This window comes from Anoxybacillus amylolyticus, assembly GCF_001634285.1.
Lineage (GTDB): Bacteria > Bacillota > Bacilli > Bacillales > Anoxybacillaceae > Anoxybacteroides > Anoxybacteroides amylolyticum.
This window is the reverse complement of record NZ_CP015438.1, coordinates 1,930,354-1,949,106: the sequence shown is the minus strand read 5'-3', so window position 1 is coordinate 1,949,106 and position 18,753 is coordinate 1,930,354. Positions and strand designations below refer to the sequence as shown.

19 protein-coding genes are annotated in these 18,753 nt (G+C 40.3%); 2 read left to right on the top strand and 17 right to left on the bottom strand.

Features of this window, described 5'->3' with window-relative positions:
• Positions 1 to 12: 12 nt before the first annotated feature.
• The 12 genes from GFC30_RS09950 to csaA all read right to left on the bottom strand — a co-directional run bounded on the left by GFC30_RS09950 (position 13) and on the right by csaA (position 11,484).
• Complete coding sequence (locus GFC30_RS09950) at positions 13 to 1,092, bottom strand: hypothetical protein (RefSeq protein WP_066324935.1); 1,080 nt, start codon at positions 1,090 to 1,092, stop codon at positions 13 to 15.
• On the bottom strand, positions 1,089 to 2,174 hold the full coding sequence (locus tag GFC30_RS09945; RefSeq protein ID WP_148660377.1) for a hypothetical protein: 1,086 nt from the start codon (positions 2,172 to 2,174) through the stop codon (positions 1,089 to 1,091). Before GFC30_RS09945 ends, GFC30_RS09950 begins: the two co-directional genes overlap by 4 nt.
• 32 nt (positions 2,175 to 2,206) lie before the next feature.
• Positions 2,207 to 3,673 (bottom strand): restriction endonuclease subunit S, encoded by a 1,467-nt coding sequence (locus GFC30_RS09940; protein ID WP_066324931.1) that lies wholly within the window; start codon positions 3,671 to 3,673, stop codon positions 2,207 to 2,209.
• Between the two features lie 52 nt (positions 3,674 to 3,725).
• Positions 3,726 to 4,238 (bottom strand): hypothetical protein, encoded by a 513-nt coding sequence (locus tag GFC30_RS09935; protein ID WP_066324928.1) that lies wholly within the window; start codon positions 4,236 to 4,238, stop codon positions 3,726 to 3,728.
• Positions 4,235 to 5,491: an AAA family ATPase gene (locus GFC30_RS09930; protein ID WP_066324924.1), complete on the bottom strand. Its 1,257-nt coding sequence runs from the start codon at positions 5,489 to 5,491 to the stop codon at positions 4,235 to 4,237. The genes GFC30_RS09935 and GFC30_RS09930 overlap by 4 nt, the downstream gene beginning before the upstream one ends.
• Positions 5,492 to 5,495: 4 nt before the next feature.
• Complete coding sequence (locus GFC30_RS09925; RefSeq protein WP_202967977.1) at positions 5,496 to 7,373, bottom strand: HsdM family class I SAM-dependent methyltransferase; 1,878 nt, start codon at positions 7,371 to 7,373, stop codon at positions 5,496 to 5,498.
• An 18-nt stretch (positions 7,374 to 7,391) separates the two neighbouring features.
• Positions 7,392 to 7,748, bottom strand: a complete 357-nt coding sequence (locus GFC30_RS09920) for a hypothetical protein (protein WP_066324921.1) — start codon at positions 7,746 to 7,748, stop codon at positions 7,392 to 7,394.
• Positions 7,745 to 8,332 (bottom strand): hypothetical protein, encoded by a 588-nt coding sequence (locus GFC30_RS09915; protein WP_066324919.1) that lies wholly within the window; start codon positions 8,330 to 8,332, stop codon positions 7,745 to 7,747. The genes GFC30_RS09920 and GFC30_RS09915 overlap by 4 nt, the downstream gene beginning before the upstream one ends.
• A gap of 15 nt (positions 8,333 to 8,347) precedes the next feature.
• Complete coding sequence (locus tag GFC30_RS09910; protein WP_066324918.1) at positions 8,348 to 9,568, bottom strand: restriction endonuclease subunit S domain-containing protein; 1,221 nt, start codon at positions 9,566 to 9,568, stop codon at positions 8,348 to 8,350.
• Positions 9,569 to 9,822: 254 nt separating this feature from the next.
• Positions 9,823 to 9,981, bottom strand: a complete 159-nt coding sequence (locus tag GFC30_RS17205; protein WP_169807002.1) for a hypothetical protein — start codon at positions 9,979 to 9,981, stop codon at positions 9,823 to 9,825.
• Positions 9,968 to 11,128: a DUF4062 domain-containing protein gene (locus GFC30_RS09905; protein WP_066324916.1), complete on the bottom strand. Its 1,161-nt coding sequence runs from the start codon at positions 11,126 to 11,128 to the stop codon at positions 9,968 to 9,970. Before GFC30_RS09905 ends, GFC30_RS17205 begins: the two co-directional genes overlap by 14 nt.
• A 26-nt stretch (positions 11,129 to 11,154) precedes the next feature.
• Positions 11,155 to 11,484: a chaperone CsaA gene (gene csaA / locus GFC30_RS09900; RefSeq protein ID WP_066324914.1), complete on the bottom strand. Its 330-nt coding sequence runs from the start codon at positions 11,482 to 11,484 to the stop codon at positions 11,155 to 11,157.
• Positions 11,485 to 11,615: 131 nt separating this feature from the next.
• Here csaA and GFC30_RS09895 point away from each other — a divergent pair, with 131 nt between their 5' ends.
• Positions 11,616 to 13,700 (top strand): DNA topoisomerase III, encoded by a 2,085-nt coding sequence (locus GFC30_RS09895; protein WP_066324907.1) that lies wholly within the window; start codon positions 11,616 to 11,618, stop codon positions 13,698 to 13,700.
• Between the two features lie 30 nt (positions 13,701 to 13,730).
• Here GFC30_RS09895 and GFC30_RS09890 read toward each other — a convergent pair whose 3' ends face one another.
• The 3 genes from GFC30_RS09890 to merR all read right to left on the bottom strand — a co-directional run bounded on the left by GFC30_RS09890 (position 13,731) and on the right by merR (position 16,216).
• Entirely contained in the window at positions 13,731 to 14,111 is a 381-nt protein-coding gene (locus GFC30_RS09890) for a DUF1360 domain-containing protein (protein ID WP_066324905.1), read from the bottom strand.
• Positions 14,112 to 14,195: 84 nt separating this feature from the next.
• Complete coding sequence (gene merA / locus GFC30_RS09885; RefSeq protein WP_066324904.1) at positions 14,196 to 15,812, bottom strand: mercury(II) reductase; 1,617 nt, start codon at positions 15,810 to 15,812, stop codon at positions 14,196 to 14,198.
• Complete coding sequence (gene merR / locus GFC30_RS09880) at positions 15,809 to 16,216, bottom strand: mercury resistance transcriptional regulator MerR (protein ID WP_066324903.1); 408 nt, start codon at positions 16,214 to 16,216, stop codon at positions 15,809 to 15,811. Before merR ends, merA begins: the two co-directional genes overlap by 4 nt.
• Before the next feature lie 160 nt (positions 16,217 to 16,376).
• On the opposite strand from merR, the gene GFC30_RS09875 reads away from it, so the two are divergent.
• Positions 16,377 to 16,757: a VOC family protein gene (locus GFC30_RS09875; RefSeq protein WP_066324901.1), complete on the top strand. Its 381-nt coding sequence runs from the start codon at positions 16,377 to 16,379 to the stop codon at positions 16,755 to 16,757.
• A gap of 45 nt (positions 16,758 to 16,802) precedes the next feature.
• Here the strand turns inward: GFC30_RS09875 and GFC30_RS09870 are convergent, their stop codons facing one another.
• Both GFC30_RS09870 and GFC30_RS09865 read right to left on the bottom strand, forming a co-directional pair.
• Positions 16,803 to 17,675: a GNAT family N-acetyltransferase gene (locus tag GFC30_RS09870; RefSeq protein ID WP_066324899.1), complete on the bottom strand. Its 873-nt coding sequence runs from the start codon at positions 17,673 to 17,675 to the stop codon at positions 16,803 to 16,805.
• 10 nt (positions 17,676 to 17,685) lie between these two features.
• The gene (locus GFC30_RS09865; RefSeq protein ID WP_238583490.1) at positions 17,686 to 18,750 is read right to left on the bottom strand and encodes a DMT family transporter; all 1,065 of its coding nucleotides are present in this window, start codon (positions 18,748 to 18,750) and stop codon (positions 17,686 to 17,688) included.
• Between the last annotated feature and the right edge of the window lie 3 nt (positions 18,751 to 18,753).

Here is an 18,753-nt window from a genome sequence, read left to right as displayed (position 1 = left end):
TTTTCAACCCCTTTATCGTTGAAATTCAAGTTTTAACAATTGGTATTCTCGTTTACCTAAATAACCCCTTCCATGTCTTGGTTGGCCTGATTCATAATCAGCAATATAAAACAAACCTTCACGAATACTTTTTGTCATATAATAATCAACAAAGCGCGCAAGCCCTTGTTCCCATGTTGGATAAAAACGCTCCATCAGCTTACGAAGTAACGGTTCAATCGCAACAAAACCGCGATCATCCTGCTCTTCGCCCACTTTTTTCTTTAACCATTCGATTTCTGATATACTCTGAACGTTCGTAAATGAAAATAAAGAACGTGAACCGATATGTTCCAACACCTTTTCTTTATTTAAAATGATGATTCCGACATCAGCTTCGATAAACCAATCTAAATATGCAAATAATTGCATCGGTGCCCGCATAAACGAAGAAATATTTGTTTTCGCCGGCTCTTTACCGTTTGAACCTACAAACATCCACTCTTCATCTAATTCAATTTCTTCTTGAGCAAGAATGTTACGCCAATCTTTTCCTAATGCTTCATTCTTAAACTCGTGAAGAAGCCGGTTCATATCATTCAAATTGGGATTTCGTGAAAACGGATGATATATAGTACCGTCAAAGCAGAGTGACCATTTACTTAGTTGTTCGAGCGACTGACTGTTTGTTTCAAAATAACCGTCATTTAACAACATGTGCATAATGACTCGCGTTCTTGGCGAGTATCGCAACAGTTGTTTTGCAAGCAACAACTCCCATCCGTGTTGTTGTTCGTACGCAGCTACAAGTTCATTTGCTTCCTCTGTACGAATCAAATATCCATCATCTGCTCTTGTTAGGAAATAGACACCTTTAATTTCAAAATTCCGCGAATGTTTTGCGTATTCATAACCATGTAGTCCAAATAATTCTTTGGAACGGTCTAACTTTTTATCTTTTTCTTCCACATCTTTTCCTAAATATAATTTTGCGATTTCCTTGATCGAGCGCGCTTCGGTCTTTTCGGGAATGCGCGATAACAACTCACACCATCGCTCAAAATTTCCCGGCTCAATCCAAAATCGCTCAATCGATAGTTTGATTTGCTTCATCCTCTGTCCCTCAATTCATCAATCCACTGTTCGATCCGCTGGCGGAGTTGTTTACTGCCTGCCATCAGCGAAATAAACAAACTTGTATTGTATAACTCATCTTCAATATGGCTCGGAATGCGATATTCTTCATCGACAATCGTTAAAAAACCGCGATTATGCAAATGATGGAATATTGTTTCTAAACGTGCGATTTCGCTTGGGAATAGTTGATAGTTGCTCACTTTACAAAACTCTAAAACGAAATCATTGATCGTTCCGTACCGATATTCTTGTTTTTTTGACGACATTAAAATAACGTCAACTTCGTCGTTTACCGCATGAAACCGAATGGTCGTCATCCCTTGCGCCTCCGTTTGTTCGCGGACAACGCAGCAAAGGAAAATCAATAAGTTCCAAGGGTGGGTAAAAATATGTTTAAATAATGGATTTTTTAAAACGATGTTTGGTTCATGCGGGGCTAATACCGCAAGAGGCTGATCCTTTAACGGTGATAACTGCAAGTTAGCAGCGATCTTTCGACCTTTTATCCATTGTTCATCAATTTTTTTGCCGAGCGGTTCGTCTTGTCCAACCGCTTCTTGTTCGTATTGTTGGACATGATTCAAATAATAAATGATGCGTTGATAGTATGGCGCTCCGTTGAAAAGAAGATGATTACGTTCGCGGAAAAGCGGCTCGATTTCCTTAACACGCTGCTCTAAACCTTCCGTTTCGTACCGCTCACCATGTTTTAACTCATCTAACATTTTTACGATTTCTCCCGCAAACTTTGGCATTTTATGAACGAAATCCACAATGCCGTCAATATCCTTCGCTTCACGCATTTTTAATACCGTTAATAAGGAAGTTTTCAACAAGTATTGCTGATATGCTTCATCAAAGCAAAACAATGTATGAAGAAAATCAGTTTGATTCGAAAATCGCTTTACAAATGAAATCCAATTGTTCGTAATCACAGCCTTCTTCCCGCGTGTATATAAAAGACCTTTCGCCACAAACGACTCAAGCTCGGCAACATAAACCGTTTCACCATAGTGATACAGCTTCTCTAAATGACTATGTAACCTTTTCAACTCCAACGCATTCACCCCCTAGAAAAGAAGGAGTGCCCTTACACTCCTTCAGAAATTTTCGATTCATCGAACTTGCCTTCGATCAGGTCTTCGACGTCTTGTTTGGCTTCCTGAATAAGTTTTTTACTTTTCAGTATGTTAATTTCATATTTCTGTACCTTCTGCCCGATTTCTAATTCAATATCTTTTTTTAGTAAAGGTATCTCAAGTTGTTTTATATATTCTTGGTTTATATGAGGTTGTGCAATTCCAGAAAGAAAGTAGGAAATCTGAACCTTGATTAATTCTGAATTAAGTACCAATTTTAAGTAATAAGGATTTATATCTTTTTTTAATCTTATACGTGCTAATGTAGAACCAGCGCATATTGGAATGTTATACATATTATCCGACACTACTGCTGCAAATCCTAACGAACCATCTTTTGAAAAAACAATATCTCCTACTTTTAACTGAATTTGTGGCTGTTCGTCGACTTTTTCCTTAGAAACTTGAACTGTATCTTCAGAAATATTTATATACCCATCTTTTATATCTTGCACTCTTAACAAATAAACACCATTATCTTTAACATAATCTTTTGTTGTTAAATTTTTCCACCCTATCATCGCACTTATTTCCGCAATATCTTGTAATTGGGTAAATAAATATCCTTTTTCGTACTTTAGGGAATTGATTGATAAGTATTGTTCATTGTATGAATTTGAAGTTAATCTTTCATTTATATTTTCCGCAGAGACTAAAACTGCAAATGGGCTTTTATTTAGTATTTTAAAACCTTTAAATTTGGAATTATAATTTTTTAAATCTATATAAACGTTGAACAATTTTTCAGCCTCTTCCTTCAACCGCTTCGCTTCTTCCCGTAACTCTTCCGCTTTTCGGACTTTGCTGCCGATATAACTTTGAATCTCAGGAGCAGGACAAATAACTTTAAAAGAATGGATCATGTCCAAGTCATTATAATAAATTCCAGTATTGGAAATTGCGCGATTTTTTTGTTTCAAAAAATAATCTGTACTCATATATATAGTCATAAAATATGGATCAACTTCGTTATTGAACTTACATCTAAAAATACTACCATTGAAAATCGCTGGTTTATCTAAGCCATTGACTATTGATACGGACCACTCTTTATCTAAAGTTACACCTTTTATTAGTAATAAGACGTCTTCATTTTCTACCTTAGCCTTTTCAGTTAAGTAACTAGCTGGCACCGTTACTAGTGAATTAATTTCTATAAAATTGCCTCTTAAATCCGTTCCTCTAATAAGATAGATTCCGTTCACGCTATTCTGATTTTCTAAATAATCACCACTGTCTGGTAATGTTCCATAGTTTCCTTTTAATAATAGTTCTTTTAAACTTTTGGTTTTCGCTTTAGAAAGTTTGTTTTCATTATATATGAACTTAGCGCTGTAATATGTGGCATCCAATCTAGAGGTAGTCAGCTCTGAAGACCAAACAATACTTGGTTCTTCTGAAATTATTTTGTGTTTCAATTTGAAAACCCCTTTTTATTATTCTAAAAACTTACTGCCTAATTCGAAAAGATTATCTCCTTCTCCTCGGCGTTCTTGTTGGTTTGGCCGGTTCGTATGCTTTTAATCCTTCATCGCCAGTCAGAATTTCGACTTCCCAGCCGTTGATTTTGGCGTAGTATTCCGCAACCGATTTGATGGTAGCGTCTCCTATCGATAAACGTTGGTTCGCCTGATCTGGCCATTCCGCGATGAGTTTATGCAATTCACCGGCTGTCCACAATTCGGCCTGCTCAGAAAATTGCGCCCAAGGAGACTCTTTATCTAATGCTTTTTGAATAATGCGAACGAGCTCTTGAGCACATTTATAGCGATCTTTTGTCGCTTGGGCGATATGGTTGCCGGTTTCAATGATTGTTGCGAGTGGAAGAACGAACGTTGCCCCTTGACGCTCTTCTTCCATCAGCAAATCGTTTACACGTTTATAGTCCCACCTGTTTCCTTGCGCTCCGCACGTTTCTTTGCCAGGGACTTGCAGCCAGCAGCATAAAATCGATGTATCAATGACGAGAATTTTTCTTTTCATCGCTTCCCACTTCCTTGCTGTGTAAGCGTTTCTTCAATTTCCCCTTCTGTTACTAGCTTTCCGATCGAACCGCCAGCAAGCAGTTTCGGCAGCGCTTGAATATCTTCTAATAACGTCAGTTCGCTTGCCCCATGTTTGACCGAGCGATGGGCGACGATAATAAATGGGATCATTTCCATTCCTAGTTCATCAAGCAACGCCGGATTATGTGTCGTCATTAAAATATCAATTTGCCGCTCCGTGCCAATCTCGTTTAACATCTCTAGCAAAATCCCAGCACGTGATGGATGAAGACCGTTGTCAATTTCCTCAATTACAATTAGGCTTCTTTTTGGTCGGGTTAACAAAGCCGTCAAAATCCCGATAAAGCGAAGAGTACCATCTGACATACCACGCGCATCAACAATTAGTTTTTCACTGCTTCCTGGCCACTGTTCTTCACAATACAGCATTGCGTCTTTCTGAAAGCGACCAACGGGCTCTGCCCATACTCGCTGTAAATCCCCTTCAGGAAGGCGGGAAACATATTTTGAAAGTAACGACTCAATATGACTTTTTTCTTCTTCTGGCAGTGCAGCCAGCACTCCCGCCACATTAGAAGCGTTGCTTGCAAGACGATTAGAAAACGGCTTGTAATCACGCATTAAAGAGGGAGCAGGATCAAGAATGAAAATGCGTTCTAACGTATTAACAACAAACTGAATCGCTTCATCGACTTCCTCGCGCGTTTCTTGGGTTTTTAATTGGCTAATGAGAGAGGAAGATCGTTTTAATTGTTTATGTTTCGGCCGACCTTTTCCGTTATAAACAGCCGCTTCGATACTCGGGCTTCCTTCCTCTCCTGTAGCTGTGAATATATTCGTTGTTTTGCTTGTTTTGCGGTTTACTTTGATTAGCGATTCAGAAACAATTTCCACATCTGACGTTGCACTCACTTCAATGCTATAGTGATAGTCAATTTCCTCGTTATACTCAATGACAGCTTCCAATGTAAAGGATGTAAAAGGACGTCTGGACGCCCATTCGACACCGCCGCGAATCGCTTGAATGTTTGCTTCTAAAAGCAGGGCAGGGTCTCCTGATAAAATCGTTTGCAAGTCTTTTCCTTGCACTACGCGATTTAAAAAAGCAAGACCGTCTAGCGCATTTGATTTTCCGCTTGCATTTGTGCCGATTAAAATGGTTAATGGATCAATATATAGTGTCGCATCGGCAAAGCTCTTCCAATTTTTATAACGAACTTCTTTTAACATCGCTTCACATCCCTTTTTTATACGTTTCAACAATTTTTAATAAATCGTTGCGGTCGTTACCAAGTTGTACTTCGACTTTGTTCTTCACATCAAATCCGATTTCTTCGGCAACCGCCATAAATACCGAGCCTTGTTTTTCATTTTCGTGTTCTTTCTTTTTAATATAGAGGAATGATGTTTTTGCGCCTGTGCCGGATAATTGGAACGTCACTGTCGGTAACGAAACAACCGCTTTCACAATCGCGCGGCCGCCTTCAAACTCGCCTGTCACTTCATTTTTCTTACCCATTAAATATTCACGCACATGTTTATAACTTGAGTTACTTAAAATGCCGTCTGGAAGGACGATCATTAAATAACCGCCCGGTTTTAATAGCTCTAAATTTCGGTCAATGAATAACACCGCTTGGTCTGTTGAATTAACTTGCTTCCAAACACCTTTATTATTTGGCTTTGCTCCAAGGCATAAACCTTTTTTCGTCGGTTTTCCATCTTCGTCAATTCCAGATGTGTAACGTTCTAGAATGGCTCTACCTTCTTCTGTTTTATTCGATACAGAACCAGAACCAAACGGCGGGTTTGTGATGATCACATCAAATGTTTCAGGTTGCAATGAATCGGTCATTAATGAGTCGTTGACCCAAAAAATCGGCGCTTTTGGCAATCCGTGCATCGCCATATTCAAACGCGCTTTTACAATCATGCTCCTTGTTTTATCGGCGCCGACAAAGCTGTGCTCTTTCATTTTATCTAAATGTTTACTTATTTTTTCTTTTTGAATACCCGCAAATTCTCTCGTAAAGTATCTTTTAATTGCTTCATACGCTTTAATTAAAAATCCTCCGGAACCGCAAGTCGGATCAAGCACACGGAAGGTTGGAATTCCTTTTTCATCCGTTTCTAACAATTTAGCCGCTTCTTTTGGATTTGTCGTTAAATCATGCATCACCATTTCGACCATCGCTTCCGTTACTTGGCGTGGTGTTAAATACGTTGCTTGCCCGACTTTACTATCATATTTTCCTCGCAGCAATACATCGTATAGACGTCCTAAAATATCGGCAGTAACGTCTTTTAATGTCGCTTTTTTTCGGACTCCGTTCTCATCTTCAAACTCACCGAGCTCTTGGAACGCTTCAAATGCGGCAACATAGTTTGCTGGATTTTCTAACTTTAAATACTCATTTTCATGAAAAATGTAGCATTTTTCACCGTTGTCGTTGATCGCTACGTAATCTTCGTGATTTTTTATTTCTTTAAATGCATGTTGAATTTGTTTTACTGCTTTTTCGCCATACTTCTTTATATACTCATATTTTAAAATGTCGTATAATTTTAAACCGGCATTTTCTCCTTCTTTTAATACATATTCGGGGTGATAAAGACGGAAAATTTCCATAAACAACAATTTGCTTAATTCATCAATCGCCTCGTTCGTTGAGCTAATATTATCGGCACCAGCAGGGCCGTAAAGACGCTCATGCAAATCATCGAAGCGTTTTTGCAAATCAGAATAAATATCCAATGACCACTTTTCTTGTCTTGTTAGCGGTTTCTTTTCTTTTTTTGTTACATCCGCAATAGATGGAATTTCTGCAATGGGGATTGCTTCAATACAATCGGCGTAATAATTGACCTCTCCGTTTGTGGCCCAAATAAAATCAGGAACCGATTCATGATATTGCGCTTCGCTGAGCGCTGATTGCTGAACAGCGTATGATAAGTCTGCATCTTTTTCGAAAATTTTTACGTAGACGATTTTTTCATCTCCTGCCGCTGTAAAAATCGTTGTTCCATCCTCTTCATTTGTAGTAAGCTCAGAGAATTGACCATATCCTTTCATTTTCAACTGTTCTTGTACTTGTTGAATTGTTGTTTCCATGTTGCTGTTTCCTCCTGTTTATCGTTTGACACGAAGTAAATTTTCCCGCGGTGATTCATATTTTCCACTACTAATTGCCACATCAATAATTTCGTTTTGCGGAACGATGACATCAGCAGGAAGCTGGGCGAAAACATCGGGATCGATTTTTGTGAGCGCGCGTCCTTGTAACGCCCGCTCAATTGCTGTTAAAATGGTTTGTCGCCGTTCATCTTGTTTAACCGTCCAAAATCCCGCTTCATTTTGAATAATATTCGGATCTAACCGCACAAACAGTTCCATCTGTTCCTGATTCCAATATAACTCATTTTCATGCGCAATCGTCACAAGTTGTTCGATTGTTTTTGGGGTTTGTAAGTATTCATATAAAATCATTTAACCCCTCCTTCATTTACTATTTTCCTAGCAATTTTGAGAATTTGTTCCATAGGCGCAGTAGTCGCACTAGTATAATCTTCTTCGTGAATAAGTCCTTTTGATAAATCCCAAAATACAATCGTTTCAAGATTTGGTGGGAGCGTAGCAGTTAGTTCAAATGAGGTTACCAACGTTTTAAAAACAGGAATCCATCGAGAAACTTCATTCAATTTACCATACTCAAGCAGAATAATTTTTTTCGCATTACGATCGTAAAAGTACCCAAAATCAATATCTAGTTGTATACGGCTAGTAAGCAACTCCTTTGGAAGGTGAATACTATTTTTGTGATAATCTAGTTCAAAAATAGGTTGTTCATAATAGTCATTCATTAGCTGATAGAGTTTCTTCAAAAAAGAAATGGTGAGCTGTCTAGGGTACGATTGATGTTCGTAATCTATAATGTACGATTCATCTCTTAAGTCAAAAGCATCACTAATTTGCTTTTCTACCTCTCTTATTGCCAACGCATAGTTCTTTTTCCCTTCCAAAGGATAATTAAAATAATATTTATAAAATCCGTATAACGATGGTAACCTCATTTTATATCCCTCCGATTAATAAAAGAATTTTTTTACCACATTTTCAATCAAAGCAATCTTTTCGGGTGATTCAACCGGGAGGTAAATTCTTTTGAGATCCTCGATACTTATTATCATTTGTAACTGCCCTCTTCGCGTGGCCTTTAGTTGAGAACGCACTAAAGGATGAAACAAACACCACAATAAATATGCAGCTCCATATTTAAAATTACGTAAAACGATAAAAGCACTTGACGCCAGTGCCCCCTCATACTCTTTCGTGACAAAAGCTAAGGGGTGGTTTTCTTCTCCGATATACGATCCAACAACTCCTAGAAGTATGTCGTTTTCTTTCAGTACATAACGAGCGCGGCTTTTTACTTTCTCAAACGATATAGTTTCTGCAAAAGCAATACGACACGAATTAGCCTCGATATTTTTGAAACCAATGTAACGAATTTCTTTGTTGTGAAAATCTTTTGGACTCACCGTATATGTCACGATTTCGCAAATGTCTTTCAACTGCACCCATTGTTCATTTTTGATTTTATGTTTCAATAGTTTGAAAGCATCTGAAGTATAGTGGCGATAATAGTTAACATCCAATCGTTCCACTAAAAATTGATTTTCAACCCAAAACTCTGTTGGCAGTGATTTGTTGATGTGATTGAACTCAAGTTCATATAAGCTATGCAGCTTTTGTTTTAAATTGGTTTGTTCGCTACGAATGCCTTCTTCAGTTTCTTCGTCGATTACGATCTCTAAATCCCCTAACTGTTTTAACGAAATTTTCGGCAATATAGACGGGACAGCCATTTTTTTTAGTGAAAGCATCCCGATATCTGAAGAAAAAAATCTCTTTAGTTTCTCTTGTGTCTGCTGATCGTTCGGACGAATTTTTATAATATCGGGGCTAATAACCGCTCCATCATACACCTCATCAACAAGAGCTAATTTTGGAAGCGAAATGATTTTCGAAATTAAAATGTCCCCTTTTCTAACAATGGCCTTTTCCTCAATCCCCTCTAAATCAAATAAGTATTTCATCTCTTTCTGAACTAATTTACCACCTTCAATATTTGATAAGCGGATATAAGGAACATTCGTCTTATAATCAACAAACTCCGTTGCATTTCTTGTTCCATCTGTAATTTCTTCGCATAACATCCGTAAAGGGGTCGTTCTTTTATTTTTCAAGTGTTTTTTTAATTCCAATTCGATTTGATAAAAATATGGGTCTAAACGTTCACTCTGCAAATCTTTTGTGTAGACAAACCACCAGATATAACCACATCCTTTTGTTCATTTTTCTCTCTTTTTATATATTGTTCGTTTCTTTGATTATAATTTACTAACAAAACCATATAATGTCAAGTTATTTTTAGAAAAATAGTTTCAATTGTTCATTTTATTCTCTTTTAAAAAAAACAAAACCCCGTTGCGTATTAGCAACGGGGAATTATTCGTTTCTTGATTAAAACAGGTTATTCTACGTATGGATATGATTAGGGTCATTTATAGTTGCGTGAAGAGCTTTTTATTTTGGAAAGCTTATTTTGCAATTCAGCATGATCACGCTTCATTTGATTAAGTCGATTTGTGACAATTTTTTTTCCATATCCATATGGCGCGGAGGCGATGAGTATCACATTTTCTTTATACTTGTTCATTCGCAAGACCTCCCAGTAACATTTTAGTGAAGTAACAGTAAGAATATCCCTTTGATTCAAGTATAGCATTAAATATGTGATCTTGGTAAGTCTGCAGTTTATATTGATCCCATTCTCCTAATAATGGAAGATGAAAACAAAATACGTAGTTTTTTGCTTTAAACAGGAAATAGCACGTTCTTTTTTCTAATGAGTAGTATAATTTCTCATCATGATTAGAGTCATTATATGTTTGAGAAACATAAGAAGATGGATCATCTAGTGAAAAGTTTTCAGGGGTCGTTAATCCATCATATTCTATACAAATCATCTGTCCTCCTTTTTTTTCATAAAGAGTTACCGCCCTGCAGTCCATTAGTGCTCCTACCGCTTCTTGTTGATACTTTGTATTTGAGGAGTAGATATTACAACCAACCATCTTGGATCGTAAAAGCGCTAATAACCTCCTCCAATTTGTAATTTGCCCATTGTGTAATAAACTTATCAACTCAAGGGATAATTCATAAAAATCTCCATATAATTCTACGTGCTCTAAGCTTCGTTCGATTTCAGAACGAATATTTAAATATTGAAGGCTTTCTTTGAAAAGGGCCGAAAGATAGCTTTTTATATTGGAGATCGCTTCTATACCTAACGAGCATTTTTCGAAATATATCCCTTTTTGTTCCGCATCATAAAGAAAATACCATATGTAATTCTCAGCAACATGAGTTTGTTCTTTGACATTTTCACTAATAAGCTTCGCAAGCGAATCTGGCTCTTTACCATGTTCACTCAAATAATGCGTGATCGATTGTTTTATTTGTGGTCTGATTGAATGAAAATACGTATTAAGAACTACATCATGAACGTACATAATAATATGTTTGTTCTCATGATAAGCGCGTAAAAACTCTAAGTGAGTAATTGTTTTTCCTTCGTCTTCTAGAAATGTTCCGGCTTTATCTGCAATAAACAGTAAAAAAATATCGCTTCTAGATACATATTCCAAACAAGTACGAATAGCATCTCGGTGAATATATCGCATGCTTTCCTCAAAACGGATGGGCTCATGTCCCATCTTTTTTAACTCTTCAAATACACTATTTCTTATAGCGGAAAGGGCATCTTGCGCAACAGAACTTATGAAAATAACGGTTCTATCCACATTACATCACACTCCTTATTTTAACCTCACCCCACCACCGTTCCATTTTTCACAGGCGCGTCCGGTTGTAAAAGAACGACATCTCCTTCTTCCGGGATGCCGCCGAGAACTAATACTTCGGATGAAAAGCCTGCGATGCGCCGCGGCGGAAAATTGACGACGGCGACGACTTGCCGTCCGATTAATTGCTCCGGTTCGTAGCGCCGCGTAATTTGTGCGGAAGAGCGTTTCATGCCGAGTTCGCCAAAATCAATTTCTAATTTGATTGCTGGTTTGCGCGCCTCCGGAAACGGCTCTGCTTTCATAATTGTACCGATACGAATCTCTAGTTTTAAAAAATCTTCAATCGTTGCCATATTCCTTCCCACCTCGTCGTATTTTTTTCCATTTTATCACACTTCTTTGCTCTCTTGAAATACGAAAGATGCAAACCGCTCCCCTTTCCGCTATACTGAACAAGTAGTCTTGTGCTTGGGAGGAAAATAGGATGAAATCACTTGTTCTTGCCGAAAAGCCGAGTGTGGCTCGGGAAATTGCCCGCGTGCTTGGTTGTCGGGAACAACATAAACATTACTTTGAAGGATCGAAATATATTGTCACATGGGCGCTTGGGCATTTAATCGAATTAAAAATGCCAGAACATTATGACCCAAAATATAAAACGTGGCGGCTAGAAGATTTGCCGATTATTCCAGAAAAAATGGGGCTCAACGTCATTCGACAAACGAGCCATCAATTTCGCGCCATCGAGACATTAGCAAAACGTCCAGATATTAAAAACTGCGTCATCGCCACCGATGCCGGCCGGGAAGGCGAACTCGTCGCACGATGGATTTTAAAAAAGATCCAATGGAAAAAACCGCTCCTTCGCCTTTGGATTTCGTCGCAAACCGATCAAGCGATACGCGATGGGTTTCAACACCTACAACCTGGGGAGCGATTTGACCGTTTATACGCATCTGCCGTTTGCCGCGCAGAAGCCGATTGGCTCATTGGTTTAAATGTGACAAGAGCATTAACCACCAAATATAATGAGCCTCTTTCCGCAGGCCGCGTCCAGACGCCGACGCTTGCGATGATGATCGAGCGGGAAAAAGAAATTCAGTCGTTTAAACCGGTGCCATACTGGACGATACATGCTAAAATCGGGTCAGTTGCTGTTTCTTGGGAGCGTAACGGGGAAAAACGGATTTTTTCAAAAGAACTGGCAGAACAACTATATAAAAAACTAAAAAACAAGCAAGCGACGGTCATTTCCGTCGAACGAAAAGCAAAAAAAGAAGTTCAGCCGCTTCCTTACGACTTAACCGAATTACAAAGGGAAGCAAACAAGCGGTTTGGTTTTTCCGCGAAGAAAACGTTAAGCGTGTTACAGCGGCTATATGAACAGCACAAACTTGTCACCTATCCACGTACCGATTCGCGCTACTTAACGACAGATATGGAAACTACGATGCTTGAGCGGCTAGAGGGAATGAAATCTGGATATCTAGATGAAATTGCTCTGCTTTTAAAAAATAAAGGGAATGTGGTGGCTCGACGGGTATTTAATAATGAAAAAGTAACGGACCATCATGCGATTATCCCGACGGAAGAGCGGCTCGATATCGGCAAGCTTTCTGCCGATGAACGAAAACTATACGACTTAATCGCTCGTCGCTTTTTAGCGCTTTTCTATCCGGCGTGCGAATATGAAACCGTTCATGTTGTTTTTGATATCGACGGCGAAGCGTTTGTCGCGCGCGAAACACAAGTAGTGAACGCAGGGTTTCGGCACGTTCTAGAAAAGCAAGAAGAGAAAGCGACCTTCCCTACGTTTACGAAAGGACAAACGGTTTCTGTTATGTTAGAGAAAAAAGAAGCATTAACTGAGCCGCCTCTTCGCTATTCCGAAGCAGACCTTTTGTCGCAAATGGAAAAATACGGGCTAGGTACACCAGCGACGCGCGCTGACATTATTGAGCGACTCGTCGAAACAGAAACGGTCGAGCGAAAAAACGGGCGGTTTTATCCGACACCAAAAGGGAAGCAATTGATTGAACTAGTCAATGAGGAGCTAAAATCGCCGCAATTGACCGCACGTTGGGAAAAAGAATTGGAAGCAATTGCTCGCGGAAACGGTGATGCGAAAGCTTTTCTCGAAAACATCCGCAAGCAAACGGAGCGGTTAGTGGCGGAAATAAAACAAAGCGAACGAACGTATCGCGCCCATAATTTAACCGGCTCGATGTGTCCAGAGTGCGGGTCGTTTTTAAAAGAACGCTCGACAAAAGAAGGACGCATGCTCGTATGCTCGAATATGGCATGCCGATTCCGGAAACGAAAAGATCCAAAGCTTTCGAACCGGCGCTGCCCACAATGCAAAAAACGGATGGAAATTCATGAAGGAAAAGCAGGTGTCTACTTCCAATGTCGCCCTTGCAATGTCATTGAAAAAGCCGAAGAGCAGAAAAAAGCAAAACTTGGACAAAAAGAACGGGCGTTATTGAAAAAATATAGCGCGGAAAACGATTCATTTGGTACAAGTTTAGGCGATTTGTTAAAACAAGTATTAGAGAAAAAGAACGAGTAAAGGAGATGCCGGTGTCGTTTCTGACACCGGTTACTCCATTCGTTTTTTCGCTTCGGAAAGAAAATCGATCAGTTTCGTACCGACACCGACAAATGTTTCGAGCATTGCTTGGGCGCCGGCGATGGAAAAAATAAAAATGAGCGGCTTGGCGACCGTTGGGATAAACATATACCCAAGAGCAATAAAAATAGCGCTCCAAACCCCGGCGCACCAATAGCAGTTTAATAAATATCCGAATTTTGATTTCGGTACTTTTTTCACCTCCGTATGGCCGTTCGTGGTGACAGCTTCTTCTTTCATAAACGGATTGCGAAGAAACTCTGTAATTTTGTCAAAAACAATCAAGTGCGTCAACCGATAACTAGCGAGAATAATCATGAAGTAGGTCATCCAGTCTAAATCACGAAACAAGCGAACGCCCCCTTTTTTCGTTAGTATTTGTTTTTTCTTTGTGTTTATGAAAAAAAGCACTGCAGCATTTTGCTTACAGTGCTTTTACCCCGCACAACAAGATAATTTTCCGACATCTTGGTCAAACGTTAAAGCCGCTAGTTTTAATCCTTCTGCCATCGTTAAATACGGAGCGAGCGTTTCGCGAAGGTCGTTTATTGTTAACCTAAATTTGACCGCTAGTGTCGCCGCATAAATGACCTCTCCCGCATGTTCGGTAACAACATGTGCCCCTAACAATTTTCCTGTTTTCGCATCCGCGACCAATTTAAACACACCGGTCGTTTCGCGATTGACAATCGCTCTTGGAACGGATTCAAGCGGCAGGACGGACGTTTTTACTTCGTAGCCGCTTTCTTTTGCTTGCTGTTCGGTCAACCCAACCGTTGCGATAGCGGGAGAAGTAAAGGTCACCGCTGGAACGGATTCGAGATGCACTTTTTTGTTTTGGCCGCCAATCGCATTCGCTGCGGCGATCGCCCCTTCGTATGCCGCCACATAGACAAATTGTGGGCCGAGTGTGACATCTCCTGCGGCGTAAATGCGCGGATTCGTCGTTTGTAAATAGTCATTGACGACAATTTCGCCACGCGAACCCGTTTTCACCCCAGCTGCTTCTAAACGCAATGTCGCCGTATTTGGTGTTCTCCCAGTAGCAATCAGCAATTCATCCGCTTCGACCACCTGTTTTTCTCCATCGATTTCTATATATATTTTTTTGATGTTTCCGTCTTGTTCGACACGTTCAAAGGATACTCCTGTGAGGAGACGAATGCCTTGATTGATGAGTGCTTGTGTCACCGCTTCAGAAATTTCTCGGTCGTACGTTTTTAATAGCCGTGGGCTTCGTTGCATCAACGTGACTTCAGAACCGAGATGATGGAACAGTTGCCCCAATTCCATGCCAATATAACCGGAACCGATCACCGCAAGTCGCTTTGGCACTTCTTTTCGTTCGAGCAGCGTCGTACTTGTGACATAATCAACGTCTGCAAGTCCTGGAATGTTCGGGATGGCTGGGGAAGCGCCTGTTGCAATAAGGAAGCGGTCCGCTGATAATTTTCCACCATTTACTTCCACTGTTGTTTCGTCGACGAATGCAGCTTCGCCTTGAATGAACGTAAAGCCGTATTCGTCGATGAGATTCACATACTTCGCTTGACGAAGATCGTGGACTAATTCGTTTTTTTGGTCGATTAATGCTGCCAAATCGACCGCCCCTATAGACATATGCAACCCAGCGAACGGATGATTTTTCACAAGGTAGTTGATTTCCCCTGCCCGCAACAATGTTTTAGAAGGGACACAACCAACATTGACACATGTCCCTCCTACTGTTCCCCGCTCGATCATCGCGACGTTTGCGCCGTACTTTCTTGCTTCGATGGCAGAAGCAAAAGCTGCAGCACCAGAGCCTATGATGATGTAGTCATATTTTTCTTCTTTCGTTTCGATTTCCGCTATTTTTGTTGGTTGATAACCAGCTGCTACAACGGCTTGTTTTGCCGCTTCAATATTGGTAGGAGAAAGTTCACATACCGCTTCCTTGCGATGAAAACTAACGGTAATTTGTTTTGCGCCGATTTGCTCAAGAATAGAGGCAACATGTTTTTCACAGCTCGGGCACGTCATTCCTTCGATGTGCATGGTATACGTTTTCATGTTGACCGCTCCTCCCCTATTAATGATTCAATCATCGGACACGCGTATAATGCTTTTTCGTCAGGGCACCGGTTTTGTAGGTCCTGTAGCGCACATACTACTCGCTGTAAGTCTTTGATTTGCCTTTGCAACTCTCCCACTTTTCTCGATACAAACTCATATATATTTGCGCATCTTTCTGCATCTTGATCGACAATGCCAAGCAGCTGATGAATTTCCGTCAGCGAAAACCCTAGTTCTTGCAGACGTTTAATGAATTGGACGCGCTTTACATCTCTTTCTGAATATAAACGATATCCCGCTTCTGTTCGCGCAGGTAGTGGGAGTAGCTGCCGTCTTTCATAATAGCGGATCGTTTCTTTATTCACTCCACACCGTTTTGCTAGTTCGCTAATCCGATACACGCAATCACCTCCAATTCAAGTATAAACCTTGTACCAAGGTACATAGTCAAGTTAGTAAAAAGACTCTACTATTGACAACGAATTGTGAATTGACGATAATTAAAAAAAGAACATATATTCGCTTTTTGTTTTATCATTATAGAGGGGTTGTGATGAATTTATGGATCAAAAAGTTATGACATGCCTTATGTTTTCTGGGCAGGCGGAAGAAGCGATTCGTTTTTATACGTCCGTTTTTTCTCCAGCGGAAATCGAACAGATCGTGCATCCAGAAAACGGAATGATGTTTCATGCGACATTTCTATTAAAAGGGCAACGGTTGATGGTGATTGATAACCACGTCGATCATCACGAATTTACGCCCGCGATGTCGCTATGTGTCACGTGTGATACGGAAGAAGAACTGGACCGTGCTTTTGAACAGCTCTCCCAATCCGGAAAAGTGCTCGTGCCGCTAGGCGCCTATCCATTTAGCAAAAAGTTTGCATGGGTAGAAGACCGATACGGTGTATCGTGGCAACTTTCCCTCGGAAAGGAATAGCTAGAACGAAAATGAGCTGTTGGAACAAGCCCAACAGCTCATTTTTCATATCTGCTTTCGCATCCACACTTGTTTGACCATTAGTTGAAAGCCGATTTCTTTTAAAAGGGAATAAGTGGCCGACGAATGGGTAATCGGAACGTTCGGTACTACTTTTACGACCTTATCTGAAAAATCGCTGAAAATTTTTGTAAGCAACAAACGAAGGATCAGTTCCGCATCGTCCCTTGCAGGATGAGCTTCGCACTGAAATAAAATCGTTTTTTCATGCTTACCTGCTCCATCAAAAACGCGGCGATAATAGGCATACCCGATGTCGTCCCCTTGTTCGTCTTTTACAAGAAGCGCCTCGCCATCTTTTGCGCTTTGCCATTGCGTTTGCCATGGATGTAACCCTTTATAAAACGGAAGATGGCTTACTTGTTGCGGGACGGTCGTTTCCACTTGAAATGTTTCGGTGTCTAGTAAACGTGGTACGGCTTCTTGAAATTGTAAATATTCCAGTTCATCCACGATTTCATATCCGAACTTTTTATATAACGCAATGGCTCGCTCGTTTTCGCTAATCGCTTCCAATGTGGCAAAATCGACGCCTGCTTGTTCATAAATGTCAAGTGTTGTTTTCATTAGCTCCGTTCCAACTCCTGTTTTTCGAAACGAAGGCGCTACTCCTGTGCCGCCATTCCAAGCCATGGTTATTCCTTGACATTCGCGAATACCGTTTAACATAATCCCAACTGGCTCATCATGATGAAAAGCAATAATGGATAACGAAGGAGAAAGCCCTTCTCCTACTAATCGATGCAAAAAGCTTTCTATCGTCAGTTGAATCGGAAAATAATACCCTTCAAATCCAGCGTTCCAAGCACGCACCGCTTCTTCTAACGTACATTCCGCTAGTCGTTTTATTTGTAGCATAGCCCCTCCATCATGCCGTAATGTTTTCTTTAGACGGTGCTTCTTTTTTCTGTTGCTTGCTGTACATGTTAAACAAAGTCCCACCGAAGACGAATAACGCACCGACGATATGAACATGTGTTAATTGCTCATCAAAGAAAATTGTTCCCATCACCGCAGCCGAGATGGGCATCACATTAATAAAAATAGAAGACGTGGACGCACCGACTTTTTGAATGCCGTTATACCACCATACGAAACTAACGACCGAAACGATGACAGCGACATATAAAATGCTTAGCCATACTTCCCAGCCGCTCGCTTTAACGGAAGCAAATGACGTGTAATACAAAGCAAAAGGTGCCAAAAAAAGCGTACCAAAACCTGTGGCATACGTTGTTGCCGCGAGCGGGCTATATTTTTTCATGACGACTTTCCCAACAACCGAATAGATGCTCCAGCTAAGGCAAGCGCCAATTAACACAAGATCAATCGGCGCAACGCCAAGCTCCAGCAAAATTGACGGATGCCCGTTCGTAATAATATATACCGCCCCAAACAGCGCCATCACTAAACCGACGATGTTTTTAGCGGTGATTTTTTCTTTCAAAAATAGCGCCGCAAATAGCGTAATTAACGGGGCGTTTACCGCAATGACTAACGAGCTTTTGACGATCGGGGCATATTTTGTCGCGATGAAAAAGCAAACGTTGTACAAAAATACACCCGTTAAACCGAGTAAAGCAAGCAGCCCCCAATCTTCTATGTCCATTGCTTCTACTTCATCTGTCCATCCTTGGTTTATGAGATATGTACGTACTTCATCCATTCCTAATTCTTTTACGCAATCAGCAAGTAGCTCGTAAAGAAACGCTTGTATTTTCTCTTCGCATCGATTGGACAAATTTTCATCGAAAGAATACGGCTCTATATCGTTCCAAACGTCCCTTACCGTGCAAAAAGGTTCAGATGTGATTTCCAACGACGACAGTTCTTCTCTTATAAAATGAAGGATGTCTTCTTCCAAAGCCGTGAACCGGTGATTCAATCGCTCTTGCAATTTTTCTATTATATTTGTTGGCTTATTTACGGTCATTGA